The sequence below is a fragment of the Aurantimonas sp. A3-2-R12 genome (assembly GCF_036016755.1).
Lineage (GTDB): Bacteria > Pseudomonadota > Alphaproteobacteria > Rhizobiales > Rhizobiaceae > Aurantimonas > Aurantimonas coralicida_A.
This window is the reverse complement of sequence record NZ_JAYXIH010000023.1, coordinates 1-16,427: the sequence shown is the minus strand read 5'-3', so window position 1 is coordinate 16,427 and position 16,427 is coordinate 1. Positions and strand designations below refer to the sequence as shown.

Sequence of the window (16,427 nt, the reverse complement as noted above, 5' to 3'; positions counted from 1 at the left end):
GCCGGCGTCCCGTCACTCGCCCTTGGCGCTCTTGACGAGCGAGGCGTCCCAATAGTCTTCGATCTCCGCGGAGACATCGCGCTGGATCACGCCCAACTCAGCGAACGCCTTTGCCTGGCGGGCAATCTGCTCGGGTGTCACGACGGAGCCCAGCGTGATCGGCTTGGCGGCCTCGGCGGCAACGTCGGGCGCGAGGCCGGTCAGGTCGGCATAGGCGGCGGCGAAAGCCTTCGGATCGGCAGCCAGAGTCTCCTGTGCCTTCAGATAGGCCCAGACGAAGCGTTCGACCGCCTCGCGCTTGTTGTCGACCGCCTCCTTGGTGGCGACGACCATGCCGAGTTCGGCGCCGACCGATTCCGACTTGCTGTATTCCAGTCCTTTGGCGAAATAGCCGTAACCCTCGATCACCGGCACCGATTCAAACGGCTCCCAGGTCACGATGGCATCGACCTCGCCGCGCTTCAGCGCCTGATCGAAATTGGCGCCGCCGCCCTGGATGTTCACCGCCTTGAAGCTGTCATAGGGAATCCCCTGTTCGGTCAAGGTCGCGGCGAACTGGAACCAGACGGCCGAACCCGGCGCGATGGCGACGGTCTTGCCCTTGAGGTCTTCCCAGGAATCGAGCTTCACGCCCTCGCGGCCGATGACGTATTTCGGCGACGAACCGACGCCCATGATACCGACGATGTTGGTCGATCCCTGCGACAGCGCGATGGCGAGATCGGCCGGTCCGACCGTCGCCATTTCAAGCGACCCTGAGAGGAGCGCGGTGCGCGCGTCGGCATAACGGGCGAACTCCACCGTCTTCAGATCGACGCCGAGCTTCTTCAAGTCCTCGGAGATCAGCGTGATCGGGGCCAGGTGGCCGACCTTTTGATAACCGACCGTGAGTTCGACCGGCGGCGACAAGGGTTCGGGCTCAGGGCCCACAGCGAAGGCTTTCATGGGGGATACGGCGACGATGGCGGCCGCGGCCAGCCCGATCGTGTGCCGTAGGATGCTGGATCGTTTCATGACGTCACCTTTTGCGCCGAAGAAAGGTCGGAGGGCTCTTGTTGCGGGGCCGTCCCGGCACCGGCCCGAAAGAGCGGTTCGCGTTTTTCCCGGAAGGCCGCCCGACCTTCCGCGTAGTCCTCGCTGGCGAAACACGCCGCGACAAGCGCATCGACGGCAGCCCGATCGCGAAGATGATCGGGCCTGGCGAGATCGATAAGGGCCCGCTTGGCCGCGAGCAGCGTCAGCGGCGCGTTACCGGCGATCCGCGCGACCACCGCCGCCACGTCGGCGTCGAACGTTTCGGCGGCGCTCACGCATTGGGCGATCCCGAGCCTTGCGGCCTCGGCGGCGCTGATCTCACGCCCGGTAAACAGAATGTCGGCGGTCGCGGTCGCCCCCAGCCGATCCGCGATCAGCCGCACCGCGGAATAGGCGTAGCCGAGGCCAAGTTGGGCGCCCGGCATGCGGAAGCGCGCTTGGGCGTCCGCAAAGCGCAAGTCGCAGCACAGCGCAATTTCCATGCCCCCGCCGAAGCAGACGCCACGCACTGCGGCGATGGTCGGCTTCGGGCAGCCGAGTAACGCGTCGAGGGCAGCCGTGACAGCCACTTCATAAGCCTCGACGCCGCTTGCGGTCGCGCGAAGTGCGGCGAACTCGGAAATGTCTGCACCCGCGGAAAACGCGGCGGATCCACAGCCGGTTACCACCACCAGCCGGACATCTGGATCGGCCGCGGCCTGCCGCAGCAGGTCCGGAATTAGCCGCCACATCGCAAGGTTGACGGCGTTGCGCCGCCGCTCCTGGTCGATGACGAGACGCGCGACATGCCCCTCGCGTTCATAGTGGATGGTTGCGTTCTCCATTGCGTCAGATCACCTCGTCATGTCGCAGCGCCGCGATCTCGCCGGCCGTCAGCCCTGCTTCGGCGAGGATCTCATCCGTGTGTTCGCCCGGGTCGGGGGCCGGCGCCCGGATGTCGGCGGGCGTCCGCGTCATGGTGATCGGCTGCCCGACGACCCGAATTGGGCCACGTGCGCCGTGCTCCATCGGCACTGCCATGCCGAGATGACGGACCTGCGGATCGTCGAAGACCGCGTCGATGCCATTGATCGGTCCGGCCGGCACGCCGTGCTCCTCCAGTCGCTCAAGCCATTCGGCGGAGGGCCGCTGCTTGAAGACGTCGCGCAACAGGGCCATCAGCGCGGGTCGGTTGGCGAACCGATCCGCTTGCGTGCGGTATTGCGCACCATCGGAGAGATCCGGCCGAGCGATCGCCTCGCAGAACGGCCGCCACTGCCCCTCGCCGCCGACGGCGATGTTGATGTAGCCATCGGCGGTTTCCACGACACCCATCGGCGTCGAATAGGGATGGTCGTTGCCGACCTGCCCCGAAACCTCGCCGTCGATCAGATAACGGGCGGCCTGGAAATCCATCATCGCGATCTGCGCTTCCAGCAGCGATGTGTGCAGCCATTGCCCTTCGCCGGATCGTTCCCGCTCGGTGACGGCGACGAGGATACCGCAGGCGGCGTAGATTCCCGCAGCCGAGTCGGCCACCGCAATGCCGGCCCGGACCGGACCTTGACCTGGCAGTCCCGTGACGCTCATCAAGCCGCCCATACCCTGGGCAATCTGATCGAATCCCGCGCGCATCCGATAAGGTCCGGACTGACCGAAACCGGAGATCGAGGCCAGGATGATCCGCGGGTTGACGGCCTTCAGCACCTCGTAGCCAATCCCGAGCCGGTCCTTCACATCAGGCCGAAAATTCTCCACGACGACATCGGCGTCCTTGACCAGCCGCATGAACAGATGGTGACCTTGCGGCTTCTTCAGGTTCAAGGTGAGCGAGCGCTTGCTGCGATGCAGGTTCAGCATGTCGTAGCCGTGCCGCGGCCCGCTCATGTTCTCGTTAGGATCGATGCCGACCGGAGCCTCGACCTTGACCACGTCCGCGCCAAAATCGGCAAGGATGCGGCAGCATGTGGGCCCGGCGCGAACGCGCGTCAGATCCAGAACACGCAAATGGGACAGGGCTCCGTCACTCATGCGACCGCTCTCTCCGCTTGTTCGATGATCGGCCCGGCGAAGCGCGGCATGCGGCCATGCCATGCGGAACCCGCCTGGAACGCCGCGCCGAGCGCGACGAGACGTCGATCGCTTCCCGGCCGGCCGACGATTTGCAAGCCGACCGGCATGTTCCGGTCGTCGAAGCCGGTCGGCAAGGCGAGAACCGGCAGGCCGAGATAGTTGGCGAACAGGGTCCAGGCACTCAGGGCGTAAAGGATGCGGGGGGTAAAGTCGTTCGAGGCCGGGTCGACCTCCGTGAGCGCCGGCGTGCGGATCGGCATGACCGGCAGCGCGAGGAAATCGCAGCGTCCGAAGACCGCCGTCAGAAATTCCTGGCGCGCGGCCTTCCGCCCGGCGAGATCCGAAGCGAGGGTCGCGTCATCGACGCTGAGCCCCATCTCGAGGCGACGGCGCAGCGACGGGTTGGCGGAAAGGGCGTCGAGTGAGGGGGCGAAATGGCGGGCCGCCTCCCCTTGCAGAACGCGCAGCGCCGCATCTCCGGCCCGTTTGATTTCGGGTTTCGCGTCGCGGTCTTGTAGCGAAAACCCAAGCCCGGAGAGATGTGCGATCCCGGCCTCGCAAGCAGATCTGACGGAGGGCTCGGCGAGCGCCATGATATCCACCGCAATCGCGATGCCCGGCTTCGCGCGCTCCGCTTCGATTTCGCCGGAAGGGGGCGCAAGATGCGTCGCGTCCATCGTCAGCAGAATATCGCGGGCGCTGCGGGCGATCAGGCCGATCGTATCGAGACTCGGCGCAAGGGTCGCCGCGCCGTTGCGCGGTATCGTATCGGGGCTCGGTTTCCACGCCGTCACGCCGCAGCAATGGGCCGGAATGCGCAACGACCCGCCGGTGTCCGATCCCAGAGCGATGAAAGCAGCCCCGCAGGCCACGGCGGCGGCCGAGCCCGACGACGACCCGCCGGGCGCCATCTCGGGGTTCCATGGATTGAGCGCGGTGCCCGCTCCCGAGGGCTCATAGGCGATCGACGTCAACCGGGTGAGCCCGATGCGATGCCCGCCCGCCCGATCGAGACGGCGAAGAATTTCCGCCGGATGCCGCGGGGGCGCGGACAAGGCCTTGTCCAGACCGAACAGAGGTGCCCGGCCCGGCAGATCGAACATGTCCTTGGCTGCGTAGGGCATTCCCTCCAGGATACCGTCCGAATTCGCGCTCTCGCCGCCTTCACGCTCGACAAACAGGTTGAATGCCTGGTCGAGATCCGCCGCGATCGCTTGGCGATGGGCGATTTGCCGCGCACGACCTTCCTTTTGAAGGCCTGTCCAGTCCGGGAGAGAGGAGTGTGACAAGCGTCAATGTCCCAATTTCGTCTGCATCACGTCCGAATGACTTTCTCAGCCTATGGGTAAAAAATGCTTCCGGGAATTAGAATTCCGTGGTGTCAGATTTCGAATATGGAGAATTCGCGTCTGGCATGGGGAGAACCAGCAATCCGGGAAACCGGGCTTCACGCCTCAGGCGCGGGCTGCACCTGTTCGCGCAGGAATGAAACTAGCCGATCGGCCGACGCGCTGAGATTGTCAGGCGATTGCACGCAGATGACGAATTTTCGCTCGGCCCACGGCTCGTCGAGAGCGACCAGCGTCAGACCCAAGGCCGCTGCCAGCGGACCAACGGCGCGGCGTGGAAGGATCCCGATCCCAAGGCCTTGGCCGATCATTTGGCACATGACCTCGAAACTTCGGACCTGCACCCGGATTCTTGGCCCTGGCTGATAGGCGCGCGACTTTTCCGCTAGCAACCGATGCACGGCGGTTCCCGGCTCGAGCGCGATGTGATCATCGTCGAAAAGCTCGCTGAATCGCAGGCGCTCCGCCCCAGCGAGGCGATGGTTTTTCGGAAGCGCCACGGCAAGCGAGTCGCTGGCATAGGCAAAGCTTGACAATCCGCCCATCTCGCTGCCGGCCACAACCACTCCGATATCGGCTTGGCGGCGATGCAGGGCTTCGAGAGTGTCGGCGCTTGGCCGCTCTTCCAGATCGAGCTTGATGCGCGGATATTCGCGTCCGAATTGGGACAGATGAGCGGCAAGACACTCCACCAGGACCGAACTCGAGGCATAGACCCGGATATGGCCACTGGCTCCCGATCGATGATCATCCAGCGCGGCGTCGAGTTGCCGGCCAAGATGCATGACGTCGCGCGCATAACGCAGCATGAGCAGGCCGGCTGTGGTCGGCTCAACGCCATGCGGTTTGCGAATTAGCAGCGGCAGCCCGGCCTCGCTTTCGAGGAGAGCGACGCGTCGGCTCACCGCCGAGGTGGCGACGTTCATTTGCTCGGCGGCGCGGGTGATGCTGTGCGCCTCGCAGATCCGGATGAAAAGCGCGAGGGAGAAAAGATCGTGACGCCATGTTTCCATCAGCGATGAAGGCTCGCGCGCCGCCATCCTGTCAACGGATCATGGGCCCGGCCGACCGCGAGCGCGAAGGCGGGTCGCAACGCGCCCCGATAGCCCACGCGGTCATCGGCGGCCTGATTTCCTCGACCCTGCTGACGCTCGTCGTGGTGCCAGTGATCCTGACCTATCTCGATCAGCTGGGCCGTTTCGTCTCGCGGTTTACCCCGGATGCGCCGGATGCGCACCACGTCGCAGCCTAAGACGACAAGCCTGCGGGGCAGCCGGCCGAATAGGACGCAAGTGTCGACAGGAAGATCCCTGGCGACGGCTCGAGCCAAGCAACCATCAAGCAGTGACCACATGAGCAAGATATCTCACGGGCTGGCACGGCGGCATGGACGTCAGTGAGGTCCAACGACTCTTTCATGCGATGGCGACCGATTCAGGGATTTCGTCGGTTGCCCTGGTTTTGCCTTGCCTCGTTCTACATGTCTGGAGGCCGGCGGGGACGCAATGCGACGAGGTTACGATGCGGATCAGGGTTGCCAGCTATAACATCCGCAAGGCGATCGGTCGCGATGCACGACGGGACCCGGAACGTATCCTCGATCTGGTCGCGTCGTTGGACGCTGACATCGTCGCGTTGCAGGAAGCCGATTATCGTTTCAACCAGCGACGGGCGATTTTCGACGCGGCCAAGATTCACGAACGCACCGGCCTTCGGCTCGCCGCGCTTGACCACGATGAGCCAGGCCTCGGCTGGCATGGCAATGTCGTGCTGGTTGGCGACCGCATCGACGTGCGGCAGACACGTTGTCTCGAGCTGCCCGGCCTGGAGCCGAGAGGAGCGGTCCTTGCTGATTTGAACGCCGGAGAGTTTCCCCTGCGGATGATTGCCACACATTTGGGCCTGCTCGCCCGATACCGCTATCGGCAGTCGCGGGCGCTGCTCGCCGCAGTTGAACTGGACGCGAAACGCGCGGCGATTATCGTGGGTGACTTCAATGGGTGGGGGCGCACTCCCAACAGCCTGAGCCTGTTCGAGAAAGAGATGTCGTTGACTCCCACCGGGCCCAGCTATCCGTCCCGGCGGCCCTTGACCCCGCTCGACCGCATCTACCACAATGATCGTCTCGCTCTCACCGATTGCGCCGTCATCGCCGACCGGCTCGCCCGGATCGCTTCCGACCACCTGCCTATTTGGGCGGAGTTCGAGATCAGCGGTGACCGGAACCCTCTCTCCACAGGTCAGACGGCTCTCGGGCCCGAGATGTCTGGGATCGGGGACGAAGCGACATGACGCAATGGCTTCTGGCGATCCTCGGCGTCCTGTTCGGACTCGGCGGTCTCGTCCTGCTGGGCGAACGGCGCTATCGCCACATTCGGCGCGACATCCTGAATCGCGAAGGGGCATGCGCCGTCCCTGCACGCCCGTCAGCGCTGCGGGACCTGGTCAAGACGCTCACTCCAGACAACGCGCGCGACACGGGTCACAGCGGACACGACCTTCTCCCGGACGGACCCAAGGCCCTCGCCGCGCGGCTTGCGCTCATTGAAGCTGCGGCCGACACGATCGATCTTCAATACTACACCTGGCACAGCGACCTGGCCGGACATCTGATGGCGCGTCACGTGATCGAAGCCGCCGGGCGCGGCGTTCGCGTGCGCGTCCTGCTCGACGACCTCCATGCAAGCGGCACACGCACCCTGGTCAAGACGCTGGCAGCGCATCCGCAGGTGACAGTGCGCATCTACAACGCCTCACTGACACGTCGCGCCTACTTCCTGCACTGGTTCTTTGCCTTCGCACGTCTCAACAGGCGCATGCATAACAAGGCTCTTGTCGTCGACGACGTCGTCGCGATCACGGGCGGACGCAACATCGGCAATGCGTATTTCGGTTTGGCGGAGACCATGAACTTCCGCGACTGCGACGTGCTGATAGCCGGTCCGTCCGCAGCCGCCATGGGGGCGTCGGTACAACAATACTGGGACAGCGAACTGGCCATGCCGTCCTCTGCATTCGGTGTGGAGGAACGGGCCGGATCGGCCGTGATCGAACGGCACCTGAAGATGCTTGACGAGGCGATCGGCGCCGAACGCCTGGGAAACGCCGGAGAGACGGATCCTGGCGCCGTCGCCCGGGTCGCCGATCTTCCCTCGGTCCGGGCGTTGCTGGCCGATCTCGTCTGGTGCCCGTCAAGCATTGTGGACGACCATCCGGGAATTACCGGCCCCGACCATCGCAAGGTCGCAAGGCGTATCGCCGATCTGACTGCCGCGGCCGAACAAACGCTCGACATCGAATCCGGCTACCTTATTCCGGGTCGAAATGGCGTGCGCCGTTTCGCGGCGCTCGTGGATCGCGGCGTCAAGGTGCGAGTCACGACCAATTCCTTCGCCACCAACGACGTCCTCGCCGCACAGGCAGGCTACGCCAAATACAGACCTGCCTTGCTCGATGCCGGTGTCGCGATCCACGAACTCAAGCTCAACGCACCGGTGCGCCGGGTAGCCTCGCTGCTGCACGGCTCCATCACCGGCAGTCACAGACATGATGACGTCGCAGCCAGTTTGCACTCCAAGGTCATGGTGATTGACGATCGTCTCTCCGTGATCGGTTCGTTCAACCTCGACCCGCGCTCCGCGTTAGACAATAGCGAAGTCGTTCTATTGATACACGGGTCGGGTTTCGCCGAACGCACCGCCGCATTTCTGGAGGACGGACGATCACCGAGCGTTGCCTACCGTGTCACGCGCGAAGGACGGCGGCTCTTCTGGCACGATGGCCGCACAAATCGCAGCCAAGAACCCGGGATCACACGTCCGGCGGCCGTCCTGGCTGCCGTGATACGATACATGCCGATCGAGCGACTGCTGTAACCACGCCCAAGACTCATCTTCAATTGTCATTTTGAGCTTGAACCGATCCGATGATGTTCTCGACGAACGGCAGTTCCTTGAGGCCTCTGCGCTCTTCGCGCAAGCCCGGGCCGAGGCATTTGAGGCAGCCGTTTAAGACGCATGTCGGAGGGCGCTATGCAGAAAAGCTCGCGTCGGCGTGTGGGTATGAGCTGGAGGCAGAAGCTCCAACGCCCGGAGGTCATCAGTGGTTGAGGATCTTCGACAGGAACTCCTGCGCCCGCTCACTTTCGGGATTGCCGAAGAACTCTTCGGTGGGTCGGTCCTCGACGATCCTACCCTCATCCATGAAGACCACCCGATCCGCGACCTTGCGGGCAAAGCCCATCTCGTGCGTGACGACGATCATCGTCATGCCGTCGCGCGCAAGTTCGACCATCACATCAAGCACTTCGTTGATCATCTCTGGATCGAGCGCCGAGGTCGGCTCGTCGAACAGCATGGCGATCGGGTCCATCGCGAGCGCCCGCGAGATCGCGACCCTCTGCTGCTGACCGCCGGACAGTGCGCCGGGATGTTTGTCGATGTGTTCGGCCAGCCCCACTCTTTCGAGCAGACTTTCCGCCTTGGCCACGGCCTCGGCCCGGCTGCGTCCCAGCACCTTCTCCTGTGCGAGACAGAGGTTTTCCCGTACGGTCATGTGCGGGTACAGCTCGAAATGTTGGAACACCATCCCGATTCGCGCGCGCAGTTGGGTCAGGTTGGTCCTGCGTTCGGTGACCTCGATACCGTCCACCGTGATCGAGCCCTTCTGTACCGGCTCGAGGCCGTTGACGCATTTGATCAACGTCGACTTGCCCGAACCCGAGGGACCGCAGACCACCACCACCTCGCCCCGAGCCACCTGGGTGGTGCAGTCGGCAAGCACTTGGAAGTCACCGTACCACTTGGAGACGTTTTGAAGGTCGATCATGCGGGCTTTGCCTTTTGTAGCCGGCGGACGAAGAGCGATCCGGCGAGACAGATGGCGAAATAGACCAGGGCAGCGAAAATATACATTTCCGCCAGCCGGCCCTCGGTCCGCGCGATGATCGACGAGACCGTCATGAAATCACGCAAGGAGACGACAAAGACGAGGCTGGTATCCTGGAACAGGATGATGCCTTGCGTCACCAGGATGGGGATCATGTTCCGAAATGCCTGCGGCAGCACGACGTAGCGCTGGATCTGCCAATAGGACAAACCGGTCGCCTGACCGGCCTGGACCTGCCCCTTGCGGATCGACTGGATGCCGGCGCGGATGATCTCGGAATAGTACGCCGCTTCGAACATAACGAAGGCGATCAGCGCCGATTGGAAGCCACCGACCGGACGCCCCAAGGCCAGCGGTACCAGGAAATAGAACCAGAAGATCACGAGGATGAGCGGGACGGACCGGATCAGGTTCACGTAGCCCGCCGCGAAAAGCGCCAGCGGCAGTATGCCGGATAGTCGCATCAGCGCCAGAACCGTTCCCAGGACGATGCCGCCAATGATCGCGAGACCGGTCAGCAGCAGCGAAAGCTGCAGCCCCTGCCAAAGGAACGGCAGGTTGTCCGTGATGACGCTGATGTCGAAATCGCCCATCGCTCACGCCCCCCCGACATAGCCGGGAATGCGCGTATGCTTCTCGATGGCCTGCGCGGCAACCGTGGCCAGAAGCGCGATGCAGACGTAGATGACCGTCGCGGCGGTGAAGGCTTCAAACCCCTGGAACGTGTACTCGGCAATCTGCTGGCTTTGCGCGGTGAGCTCCAGAAGCCCGATCGTCAGCGCAAGCGACGAATTCTTGAAAATCGTCAGAAATTCCGACGTAAGGGGCGGCACGATCAGCCTGAAGGCGATGGGTAGAAGGACATAACGATAGGTCTGCGCGACGGAAAGACCGTTGGCGTAAGCCGCGCTGGTCAGCCCGCTACCGACCGACTGGACGCCGGCGCGTACCTGCTCGGCCACGCGGCTCGCGGTATAAAGGCCGAGCGCGACGACCGCCGTCACGTATTCCGGGTTCGGCATATCCCGTTTCATCCAGCGGCCGACATCTTCGGGCACGATCTCGGGCACGACGAAGTACCACAGGAACATCTGCACGAGCAGCGGTACGTTGCGGAAAAGTTCGACGTAGACCGTGCAGATCAGCGCAATCGGGCGGGAGGGCAGCGTCCGCCCGACCCCCACGGTGACGCCCACGACGAGCGCGATGACCCAAGCCGCGAGCGCCACAGCGAATGTCCATTGGACGCCCGAAATGAGCCATTCCAGATAGGGTTCCTCGAACAGGACGCCCCAATTCCAGTTGTAGTTCATCTTCGGGTCGTCCCGCTGGTAATAGACACGGTGGCGCCGCTACTGCTGCTTACTCAGGCAGCGCCTGTATCTGGAACGCCGCCTTCAACAGGTCGGTCTGCTCCACGCCCATCGGCCCGAACCACTTTTCGTAGATGGCATCGATTTCGCCGGACCGGAACAACTCGGCGAGGGCTTTCTTGCCGGCGAGTTCGAAGGCGCTGTCGTTGCGCGGCACCATAATCGCGTATGGATCGAAGGAGAGGAAGTCGCCGACCACCGCGAAATCATCGGGGTTCTTCGCCTTCGAGATGAGCCCGAAAAGCAGGATGTGGTCGGTCGAATAAGCGTCCACCCGGTCGGTTTCCAGCGCCAGCATCCCCTCGGCGTGGTCGCGCACGGGAAGAATCTTGACATCGAGCCCTTTCTCCTCCACCGCGGCCTTGACGGCGCGTTCGTTCGTCGTGCCTTGGGCGAGCGCAATGGCCTTGCCATCCAGGTCATCAACCGACTGGATGCCTGAATCCCTGCGCGTCAGAATTTTGGTCCCGGTGATGAAGGTGGTCGGCAGATACTCCACCTGCTCCTGACGGGTGAGGTTGTTTGTGGTCGAGCCGCATTCGAGGTCGATGGTGCCATTGGCCATGAGCGCGATGCGGGTTTTCGGATTAACCGGGACATAGCGGACCTCGATGTCCTTGCCGACGGTCTCCTCGACGGCCTCGACGACCTTCATGCACAGATCGATGGAGTACCCCACCGGCTGCTGGTTCTCGTCCAGATAGGCGAACGGCACAGAGCTCTCCCGGTGCCCGATCACGATCTCGCCCGCCTCGGCGATCTTGGCGAGCTTTCCGGTCAGTTCCTGCGCCGCTGCGGGCAGGGCCGTGCCTGCGGCGAGCACCGCAGCGAGAACGACGGAGGTATATCTCATAGTGAACTTCCTTGCTGTTCAGGATTGAGGATCGTCGAGGTCGAATGTCTCCGGGTAGCCGAACAGGGCGGCACTGCCCCCGGTGTGCAGGAAGACGACGTTGCGCGCGCCATCGAATCGCCCCTTGCCGACGAGGTCGATGAGCCCGTCGAGCCCCTTGCCGGAATAGACCGGATCGAAGAGCAGGCCCTCAAGCCGAGCGAGGAGTTTGACCGCCTCGCGCATCCCGTCCGTGGGTAGACCGTATCCGGGTCCCACATAGTCGCAGTTTGCGCGCACGCGCTCACGCTCGATCGCGAAGCCCGCGCCGAGGTGTTCCATGGTCCGGCAGGCAAGGTCGTAGACCATGCCTTCCTGCTTTTCCCGCGGCGCGCGCACGCCGATGCCCAGGAGATCGACGTCCGATTCCAGGGCCGCGAGACCGGCGACCAGTCCCGCCTGCGTGCCCGAACTCCCGGTTGCGTGGACGATCGCATCGATCGCGAATCCGATCTGATCCGCCTGGCGCATTAATTCTTCGGCGGCGGCCACATAACCCAGCGCGCCCACGGGGTTCGATCCGCCGCCGGGAATGACGTAGGGCCTGCGCCCCTCAGCCCTGAGCTCGTCCGCCAGCGCCTCCATTGCCGCCGCCATATCGGCGCCCCCAGGACGCATTGCCACGCTGGCTCCGTGGAGCCGATCAAGCAGGACGTTGCCGTTCATATTGTACTGACGGTCGTTCGAGCCGGTCCGATCCTCAAGCAGGATGTGGCACGCAAGGCCGAGCTTTGCCGCCGCGGCTGCGGTCTGACGCGCATGATTCGACTGCGTGGCCCCCTGCGTGATGACGCAGTCCGCCTGTTTCTCCAGCGCGTCGGCCATGAGGAACTCAAGCTTGCGCGTCTTGTTGCCACCCGTGGAGAGGCCGGTACAGTCGTCTCGCTTCACCCAAATACGGGGCCCTCCTAAATGTTCGCTCAGACGGTCCATCGGCTCCAGCGGCGTCGGCAGATGTCCAAGAGCAAGCCTTGGAAAGGTTTGCAAAGTCCGGGCTAACACATCGCGGCGCCGCCTCATGGTGTCGTGGACCGCGCTCGGTGTCTCGCTCGCCGTCATGGGAAGTCGCCCCTTGGGATTATTGATCTCCGCGAATCGATAGCCGGGAGCGCACAGGATTGATAATGCCGATATTCTTGCCTACTCATACCGGACGTATGGGTGGGGCCGCATGGATCTGAAGCTTCTCGAAGACGCGCTGGCCTTGCTCGAGGAAAAAACCCTCAGTCGTGCTGCCGCGCGGCGTAATGTCACTCAGCCGGCCTTTTCCCGCCGTATCCGGGCATTGGAGGATTGGGCCGGCGTCCCTCTTCTCGAACGCAGGGCAAACAGCGTCGTTCTCCGTGCCAGCCTGACGGAGAACGAAGCAGAGATCCGCACGCTTCTCAAACGATTGTCGCGTCTGCGCGGTCAAATCATCGCACAGGGTGGGCGGCCGCAAACCGTGGTCCTCGCAACCCAACATGCGCTCGCGACGGATGTGTTTGCCTCGCTGCTCGATCGCTTCCAGGACAGCAGTCCCGACCTCGCCTTGCGCCTGCGGACGATGAACCGCGAGGATTGCATCTCGCTTTTCCTGCACGGTGAAGCCGATCTCCTCCTGTGCTACGAAGCGCGGGATTTTCCGCCCCTTCCCTTCGACGCATCGATCGAACGCCGGATTTGGATGCGCGATACGCTGATCCCGGTCGTCGGCGGTTCGCTACGTTATCGGATCGACGGGGATGGTGGCACGGGGAAGGCACTGCCACTCGTCGGCTATCCGCAAAGTAGCCACTTCGGTCGTCTGATAGAACGGACCGGTCTCAACGAACCCTTTGTCCAGGAAGGGGGTTGGGTACGGGTCGAGTCGGCTTTTACGTTGGGCGTTCTCGAGCTCATCCGCAGCGGTGTCGGACTGGGGTGGATTCCGCAATCGATGTGCCGGCGGGATCTGGCCGCCGGAAACCTGGTGAGCCTTGCCGGGCGCCACGGCTCGATCCCCCTCGACATTTCGCTGTTCGCGCCTAACGACAACCAGCCCGCCCTCGACCTTGTCGACGACATCTAGAATAACCCCGCGGCGGCTCTTGATCAGAGACGCCAACGTGGCGCGGTCGTGGCCCTCTTCAAACCCCTGTCGATACACGCTTTTCCCACCTGATCCCGGCCAATCCCGGATAATCCCGCCAATGTGTATGTGATCTTGCGCGTTACATCTGGACCAGGTTTCTGTACCAGGGTCTACGGCTACCGATGGCGATGGCGATGGCTGAAATACTCTATCCGCGTCAATGATTTATGCGGATTGTGGCGGAGAGGGGGGGGACTCTGCGACCAGAAGATTGAAACGCCTACATAGCGGGGGTTTCCGCTAAGCGCCAATTCGACCTGTGTACCACCGGTGTGGCCCACAGATCCAGCTGCAAGAACTTATAGAAGCAAAGTTTCTGATCCCAGTTGGGATCGCTACTGCGAAATCCACCCGCACTCAGGCTTGAAGTCCGATCCCCTCGAGAGTTCATCCGCCTCATACCAGCTCTCGGATTTTATGACTCGTAGGGGATTCTCGGCGCGGAACTGATGTGATTCATTGGGGCGAACAGGAGGATGTCCGCCATGGCCACGCCGGTTCCGCTTCGCTCTGACTTCGATACGAACACACTTCGTCACGCTGCTCGGCGTTCTCGGGACGCATCTCAGACCCGCCGGCTTTTGGCACTGGCGACGATCTACGAGGGCGGCACGCGCAGCGATGCGGCCAAGGTCGGAGACGTGACGCGCCAGATCGTGCGGGACTGGGTCGTGCGTTTCAACGCCGAGGGCCTGGACGGTCTCCTGGACCGCAAGTCGCCCGGCGCGCCCTCGCGGCTAGGGCCGGACGAGCGGCAGGCTCTGGCGGGCAAGCTTGAGGCGGGCCCGATCCCGGCCGTCGACGGGGTGGTGCGCTGGCGGCTCGTAGATCTGGCGCAATGGGTGTTCGAGGAGTTCCGCATCCCCATAAGCGTGCAAACGCTGTGCCGCGAACTGCGGGCCATGGGCTACCGCAAACTCTCTGCCCGCCCACCCGAACGCGCCGGAAGGGCTGGCCAACGCCTTGCAACAGATCATGGGCGAATTGGAGGTGCACATGAAGAAGGAAGAATTGATCCTGTTTCCAGCCATGCGTCGACAGGCCACGGGACAATTGGATGCGCCGATCACCGAGATGCGCCACGATCACGATGCTCACGGCGCCTTTCTGGAGCGGGTGGCGCAGATAACCGGCGACTATACCTTGCCGGACGGCGCCTGCCGGTCGTGGCAGGCGCTTTACGCTGGAGCGGCGCAGCTCAAGGATGATTTGATGGAACATATCCACCTTGAGAACAACGTGCTGTTCCCGCGATTCGAGGCGAGCGCATGACCTCGTAGCTGGCCTTGTGTCGTCCTCCAACTGGCAGCGACCACGGCAATTTCCGCATCCGAGCAGCGGGCCCGCGGACGAACCATCCTCATGGAAGTTGGCGGTCCGCTGGTGGGCCGTAAACGGGATCGTGCCGACACGTGGTCCGGACGGAAAACACGCCTGCAGAACTCTCATCAGCCCCCCAAGGAGTTCGAAACGTTGACCGTCCATTCCCGAATGACAATGCATGAACGCAATTGATGAAAGCTGCAACCGATCCTGAGCATGGTCCTGCACCGCAACGCCGGTGAACAGGAGTTCCATCAGTCCGTCCACGAAGTGTTGGAAAGTCTCGGCCCCGTCGTCTCGAAACATCCCGAATATGCTGACGAGGCGCGGATCGAACGGATTTGTGAACCCGAGCGCCAGGTCATCTTCCGAGTGCCGTGGATCGACGACCGAGGCGAGGTGCAGATCAATCGCGGGTACGATAGGTCCCCCGGCCATCGGACCGCTCGTGCCGTCCGGCGCCGATCTGGCCCTCGACATCGTGTCTCATCAAAAGCTAGGCTCAGGACTCATTGATCAGAGCCAGAAGATGACGGCGGCTGCGATGCAGATGGCCGAGAAGAAGGTGTGGGCGCATCGGTCGTAGCGGGTTGCGACGCGACGCCAGTCCTTGAGTTTGGCGAAGAGGTTCTCGACCTTGTGCCGCTGGCGGTAGAGGGTCTTGTCGTAGGCGAAGGGCGTCTTACGGCTCTTCGATGACGGGATGCAGGGCTCGATGCCTCTGGCTTCGAGCTCTTCGCGGAACCAGGCGCTGTCATAGCCCCGGTCGGCAATCAGGCTGGAGGCCGGCGGCAGGGCGCCGAGCACGAGACGGGCGCCCTTGTGGTCGCTCAACTGGCCTTCCGACAAGAGCAGGATGATCGGCCGGCCATCATCGTCGCAGACGGCATGGAGCTTGGAGTTCAGGCCGCCTTTGGTGCGCCCGATACGTCGGGGAACATCCCCTTTTTTAGAAGGCTCGCCGCCGTCCGGTGAGCCTTCAGATGGGTCGCGTCAATCATGATGCGTTCGGGCCTCGGCCCTTCGCCCGCCAAAGCCGAGAATATCCGGTTGAAGACACCGAGCCGGCTCCAGCGGATGAAGCGGTTGTACAGCGTCTTGTGCGGGCCATAACCGGCCGGCGCGTCCTTCCACTGCAAACCGTTGCGGATCACATAGACGATGCCGCTCACCACCCGCCGGTCATCGACGCGAGGAACCCCGTGCGACAAAGGGAAATGCGGCGATATCCGCGCCATCTGGCGCTCGCTCAGCAAAAACAAACCAGCCATCAGAACCTCCTTGACGGAAACCCTGAATCACAGATCAAGAGAAATTAATAGGTCCTGAGCCTAGCATTACAGTTGCTCTTTGGATTTGAGATGCGCTTGTCGAGCTGCGGCTTGGTGGGCGCGTCGCCAAGT

16 protein-coding genes and 2 pseudogenes are annotated in these 16,427 nt (G+C 63.1%); 7 read left to right on the top strand and 11 right to left on the bottom strand.

What is annotated here, in order from left to right:
* Positions 1-12 precede the first annotated feature (12 nt).
* The 5 genes from VSX60_RS13100 to VSX60_RS13080 form a co-directional block, all read right to left on the bottom strand.
* Entirely contained in the window at positions 13-1,014 is a 1,002-nt protein-coding gene (locus tag VSX60_RS13100) for an ABC transporter substrate-binding protein (protein WP_327624654.1), read from the bottom strand.
* The gene (locus VSX60_RS13095) at positions 1,011-1,859 is read right to left on the bottom strand and encodes an enoyl-CoA hydratase (protein ID WP_327624653.1); all 849 of its coding nucleotides are present in this window, start codon (positions 1,857-1,859) and stop codon (positions 1,011-1,013) included. The genes VSX60_RS13100 and VSX60_RS13095 overlap by 4 nt, the downstream gene beginning before the upstream one ends.
* A 4-nt stretch (positions 1,860-1,863) precedes the next feature.
* Complete coding sequence (locus VSX60_RS13090) at positions 1,864-3,045, bottom strand: CaiB/BaiF CoA transferase family protein (RefSeq protein WP_327624652.1); 1,182 nt, start codon at positions 3,043-3,045, stop codon at positions 1,864-1,866.
* Positions 3,042-4,376, bottom strand: a complete 1,335-nt coding sequence (locus VSX60_RS13085) for an amidase (protein WP_327624651.1) — start codon at positions 4,374-4,376, stop codon at positions 3,042-3,044. Before VSX60_RS13085 ends, VSX60_RS13090 begins: the two co-directional genes overlap by 4 nt.
* A 158-nt stretch (positions 4,377-4,534) precedes the next feature.
* Positions 4,535-5,449 (bottom strand): LysR family transcriptional regulator, encoded by a 915-nt coding sequence (locus VSX60_RS13080; RefSeq protein WP_327624650.1) that lies wholly within the window; start codon positions 5,447-5,449, stop codon positions 4,535-4,537.
* Positions 5,450-5,490: 41 nt separating this feature from the next.
* On the opposite strand from VSX60_RS13080, the gene VSX60_RS13075 reads away from it, so the two are divergent.
* The 3 genes from VSX60_RS13075 to VSX60_RS13065 all read left to right on the top strand — a co-directional run bounded on the left by VSX60_RS13075 (position 5,491) and on the right by VSX60_RS13065 (position 8,311).
* Entirely contained in the window at positions 5,491-5,688 is a 198-nt protein-coding gene (locus tag VSX60_RS13075; RefSeq protein ID WP_327624706.1) for a hypothetical protein, read from the top strand.
* 269 nt (positions 5,689-5,957) lie between these two features.
* On the top strand, positions 5,958-6,728 hold the full coding sequence (locus VSX60_RS13070) for an endonuclease/exonuclease/phosphatase family protein (protein WP_327624649.1): 771 nt from the start codon (positions 5,958-5,960) through the stop codon (positions 6,726-6,728).
* Positions 6,725-8,311, top strand: coding sequence for a phospholipase D family protein (locus tag VSX60_RS13065; RefSeq protein ID WP_327624648.1), 1,587 nt, complete (start codon positions 6,725-6,727; stop codon positions 8,309-8,311). Before VSX60_RS13070 ends, VSX60_RS13065 begins: the two co-directional genes overlap by 4 nt.
* A gap of 223 nt (positions 8,312-8,534) precedes the next feature.
* On the opposite strand, the gene VSX60_RS13060 is transcribed toward VSX60_RS13065, so the two are convergent.
* The 5 genes from VSX60_RS13060 to VSX60_RS13040 are packed head-to-tail and all read right to left on the bottom strand — an operon-like array spanning position 8,535 to position 12,608.
* A complete protein-coding gene (locus VSX60_RS13060; protein WP_327624647.1) occupies positions 8,535-9,263 on the bottom strand; it encodes an amino acid ABC transporter ATP-binding protein in 729 nt (242 codons plus the stop codon).
* Positions 9,260-9,916, bottom strand: coding sequence for an amino acid ABC transporter permease (locus VSX60_RS13055; RefSeq protein WP_327624646.1), 657 nt, complete (start codon positions 9,914-9,916; stop codon positions 9,260-9,262). Before VSX60_RS13055 ends, VSX60_RS13060 begins: the two co-directional genes overlap by 4 nt.
* A 3-nt stretch (positions 9,917-9,919) precedes the next feature.
* Positions 9,920-10,636, bottom strand: coding sequence for an amino acid ABC transporter permease (locus VSX60_RS13050; protein WP_327624645.1), 717 nt, complete (start codon positions 10,634-10,636; stop codon positions 9,920-9,922).
* Between the two features lie 49 nt (positions 10,637-10,685).
* Positions 10,686-11,549 (bottom strand): amino acid ABC transporter substrate-binding protein, encoded by an 864-nt coding sequence (locus tag VSX60_RS13045; RefSeq protein WP_327624644.1) that lies wholly within the window; start codon positions 11,547-11,549, stop codon positions 10,686-10,688.
* 18 nt (positions 11,550-11,567) lie between these two features.
* Complete coding sequence (locus VSX60_RS13040; protein WP_327624701.1) at positions 11,568-12,608, bottom strand: D-cysteine desulfhydrase; 1,041 nt, start codon at positions 12,606-12,608, stop codon at positions 11,568-11,570.
* 151 nt (positions 12,609-12,759) lie between these two features.
* Between VSX60_RS13040 and VSX60_RS13035 the strand changes: the two genes are divergently transcribed.
* The 4 genes and pseudogenes from VSX60_RS13035 to VSX60_RS13025 form a co-directional block, all read left to right on the top strand.
* Complete coding sequence (locus tag VSX60_RS13035) at positions 12,760-13,638, top strand: LysR family transcriptional regulator (protein WP_327624643.1); 879 nt, start codon at positions 12,760-12,762, stop codon at positions 13,636-13,638.
* A 539-nt stretch (positions 13,639-14,177) separates the two neighbouring features.
* Positions 14,178-14,576 (top strand): annotated as a pseudogene (locus VSX60_RS22585) (helix-turn-helix domain-containing protein); the annotation flags it as partial.
* 46 nt (positions 14,577-14,622) lie between these two features.
* Complete coding sequence (locus tag VSX60_RS13030) at positions 14,623-14,973, top strand: hemerythrin domain-containing protein (RefSeq protein WP_327624700.1); 351 nt, start codon at positions 14,623-14,625, stop codon at positions 14,971-14,973.
* A gap of 267 nt (positions 14,974-15,240) precedes the next feature.
* A pseudogene (locus VSX60_RS13025) lies at positions 15,241-15,444 on the top strand (NADP-specific glutamate dehydrogenase); the annotation flags it as partial.
* 96 nt (positions 15,445-15,540) lie between these two features.
* On the opposite strand, the gene VSX60_RS13020 reads toward VSX60_RS13025, so the two are convergent.
* Positions 15,541-16,295, bottom strand: a protein-coding gene (locus VSX60_RS13020; RefSeq protein ID WP_327624642.1) for an IS5 family transposase whose coding sequence is annotated in 2 segments (ribosomal slippage) — positions 15,541-15,962 and positions 15,962-16,295 — 756 coding nt in all. Because the reading frame shifts where the segments join, the coding sequence is not laid out codon by codon here.
* Positions 16,296-16,427: the final 132 nt, after the last annotated feature.

Excerpts from the sequence above, each read along its gene's own strand:
- VSX60_RS13100 (WP_327624654.1), bottom strand. The coding sequence starts at position 1,014 with ATGAAACGATCCAGCATCCTACGGCACACGATCGGGCTGGCCGCGGCC.
- VSX60_RS13095 (WP_327624653.1), bottom strand. The coding sequence starts at position 1,859 with ATGGAGAACGCAACCATCCACTATGAACGCGAGGGGCATGTCGCGCGT.
- VSX60_RS13090 (WP_327624652.1), bottom strand. The coding sequence starts at position 3,045 with ATGAGTGACGGAGCCCTGTCCCATTTGCGTGTTCTGGATCTGACGCGC.
- VSX60_RS13080 (WP_327624650.1), bottom strand. The coding sequence starts at position 5,449 with ATGGAAACATGGCGTCACGATCTTTTCTCCCTCGCGCTTTTCATCCGG.
- VSX60_RS13075 (WP_327624706.1), top strand. The coding sequence starts at position 5,491 with ATGGGCCCGGCCGACCGCGAGCGCGAAGGCGGGTCGCAACGCGCCCCG.
- VSX60_RS13070 (WP_327624649.1), top strand. The coding sequence starts at position 5,958 with ATGCGGATCAGGGTTGCCAGCTATAACATCCGCAAGGCGATCGGTCGC.
- VSX60_RS13065 (WP_327624648.1), top strand. The coding sequence starts at position 6,725 with ATGACGCAATGGCTTCTGGCGATCCTCGGCGTCCTGTTCGGACTCGGC.
- VSX60_RS13060 (WP_327624647.1), bottom strand. The coding sequence starts at position 9,263 with ATGATCGACCTTCAAAACGTCTCCAAGTGGTACGGTGACTTCCAAGTG.
- VSX60_RS13055 (WP_327624646.1), bottom strand. The coding sequence starts at position 9,916 with ATGGGCGATTTCGACATCAGCGTCATCACGGACAACCTGCCGTTCCTT.
- VSX60_RS13050 (WP_327624645.1), bottom strand. The coding sequence starts at position 10,636 with ATGAACTACAACTGGAATTGGGGCGTCCTGTTCGAGGAACCCTATCTG.
- VSX60_RS13045 (WP_327624644.1), bottom strand. The coding sequence starts at position 11,549 with ATGAGATATACCTCCGTCGTTCTCGCTGCGGTGCTCGCCGCAGGCACG.
- VSX60_RS13040 (WP_327624701.1), bottom strand. The coding sequence starts at position 12,608 with ATGAGGCGGCGCCGCGATGTGTTAGCCCGGACTTTGCAAACCTTTCCA.
- VSX60_RS13035 (WP_327624643.1), top strand. The coding sequence starts at position 12,760 with ATGGATCTGAAGCTTCTCGAAGACGCGCTGGCCTTGCTCGAGGAAAAA.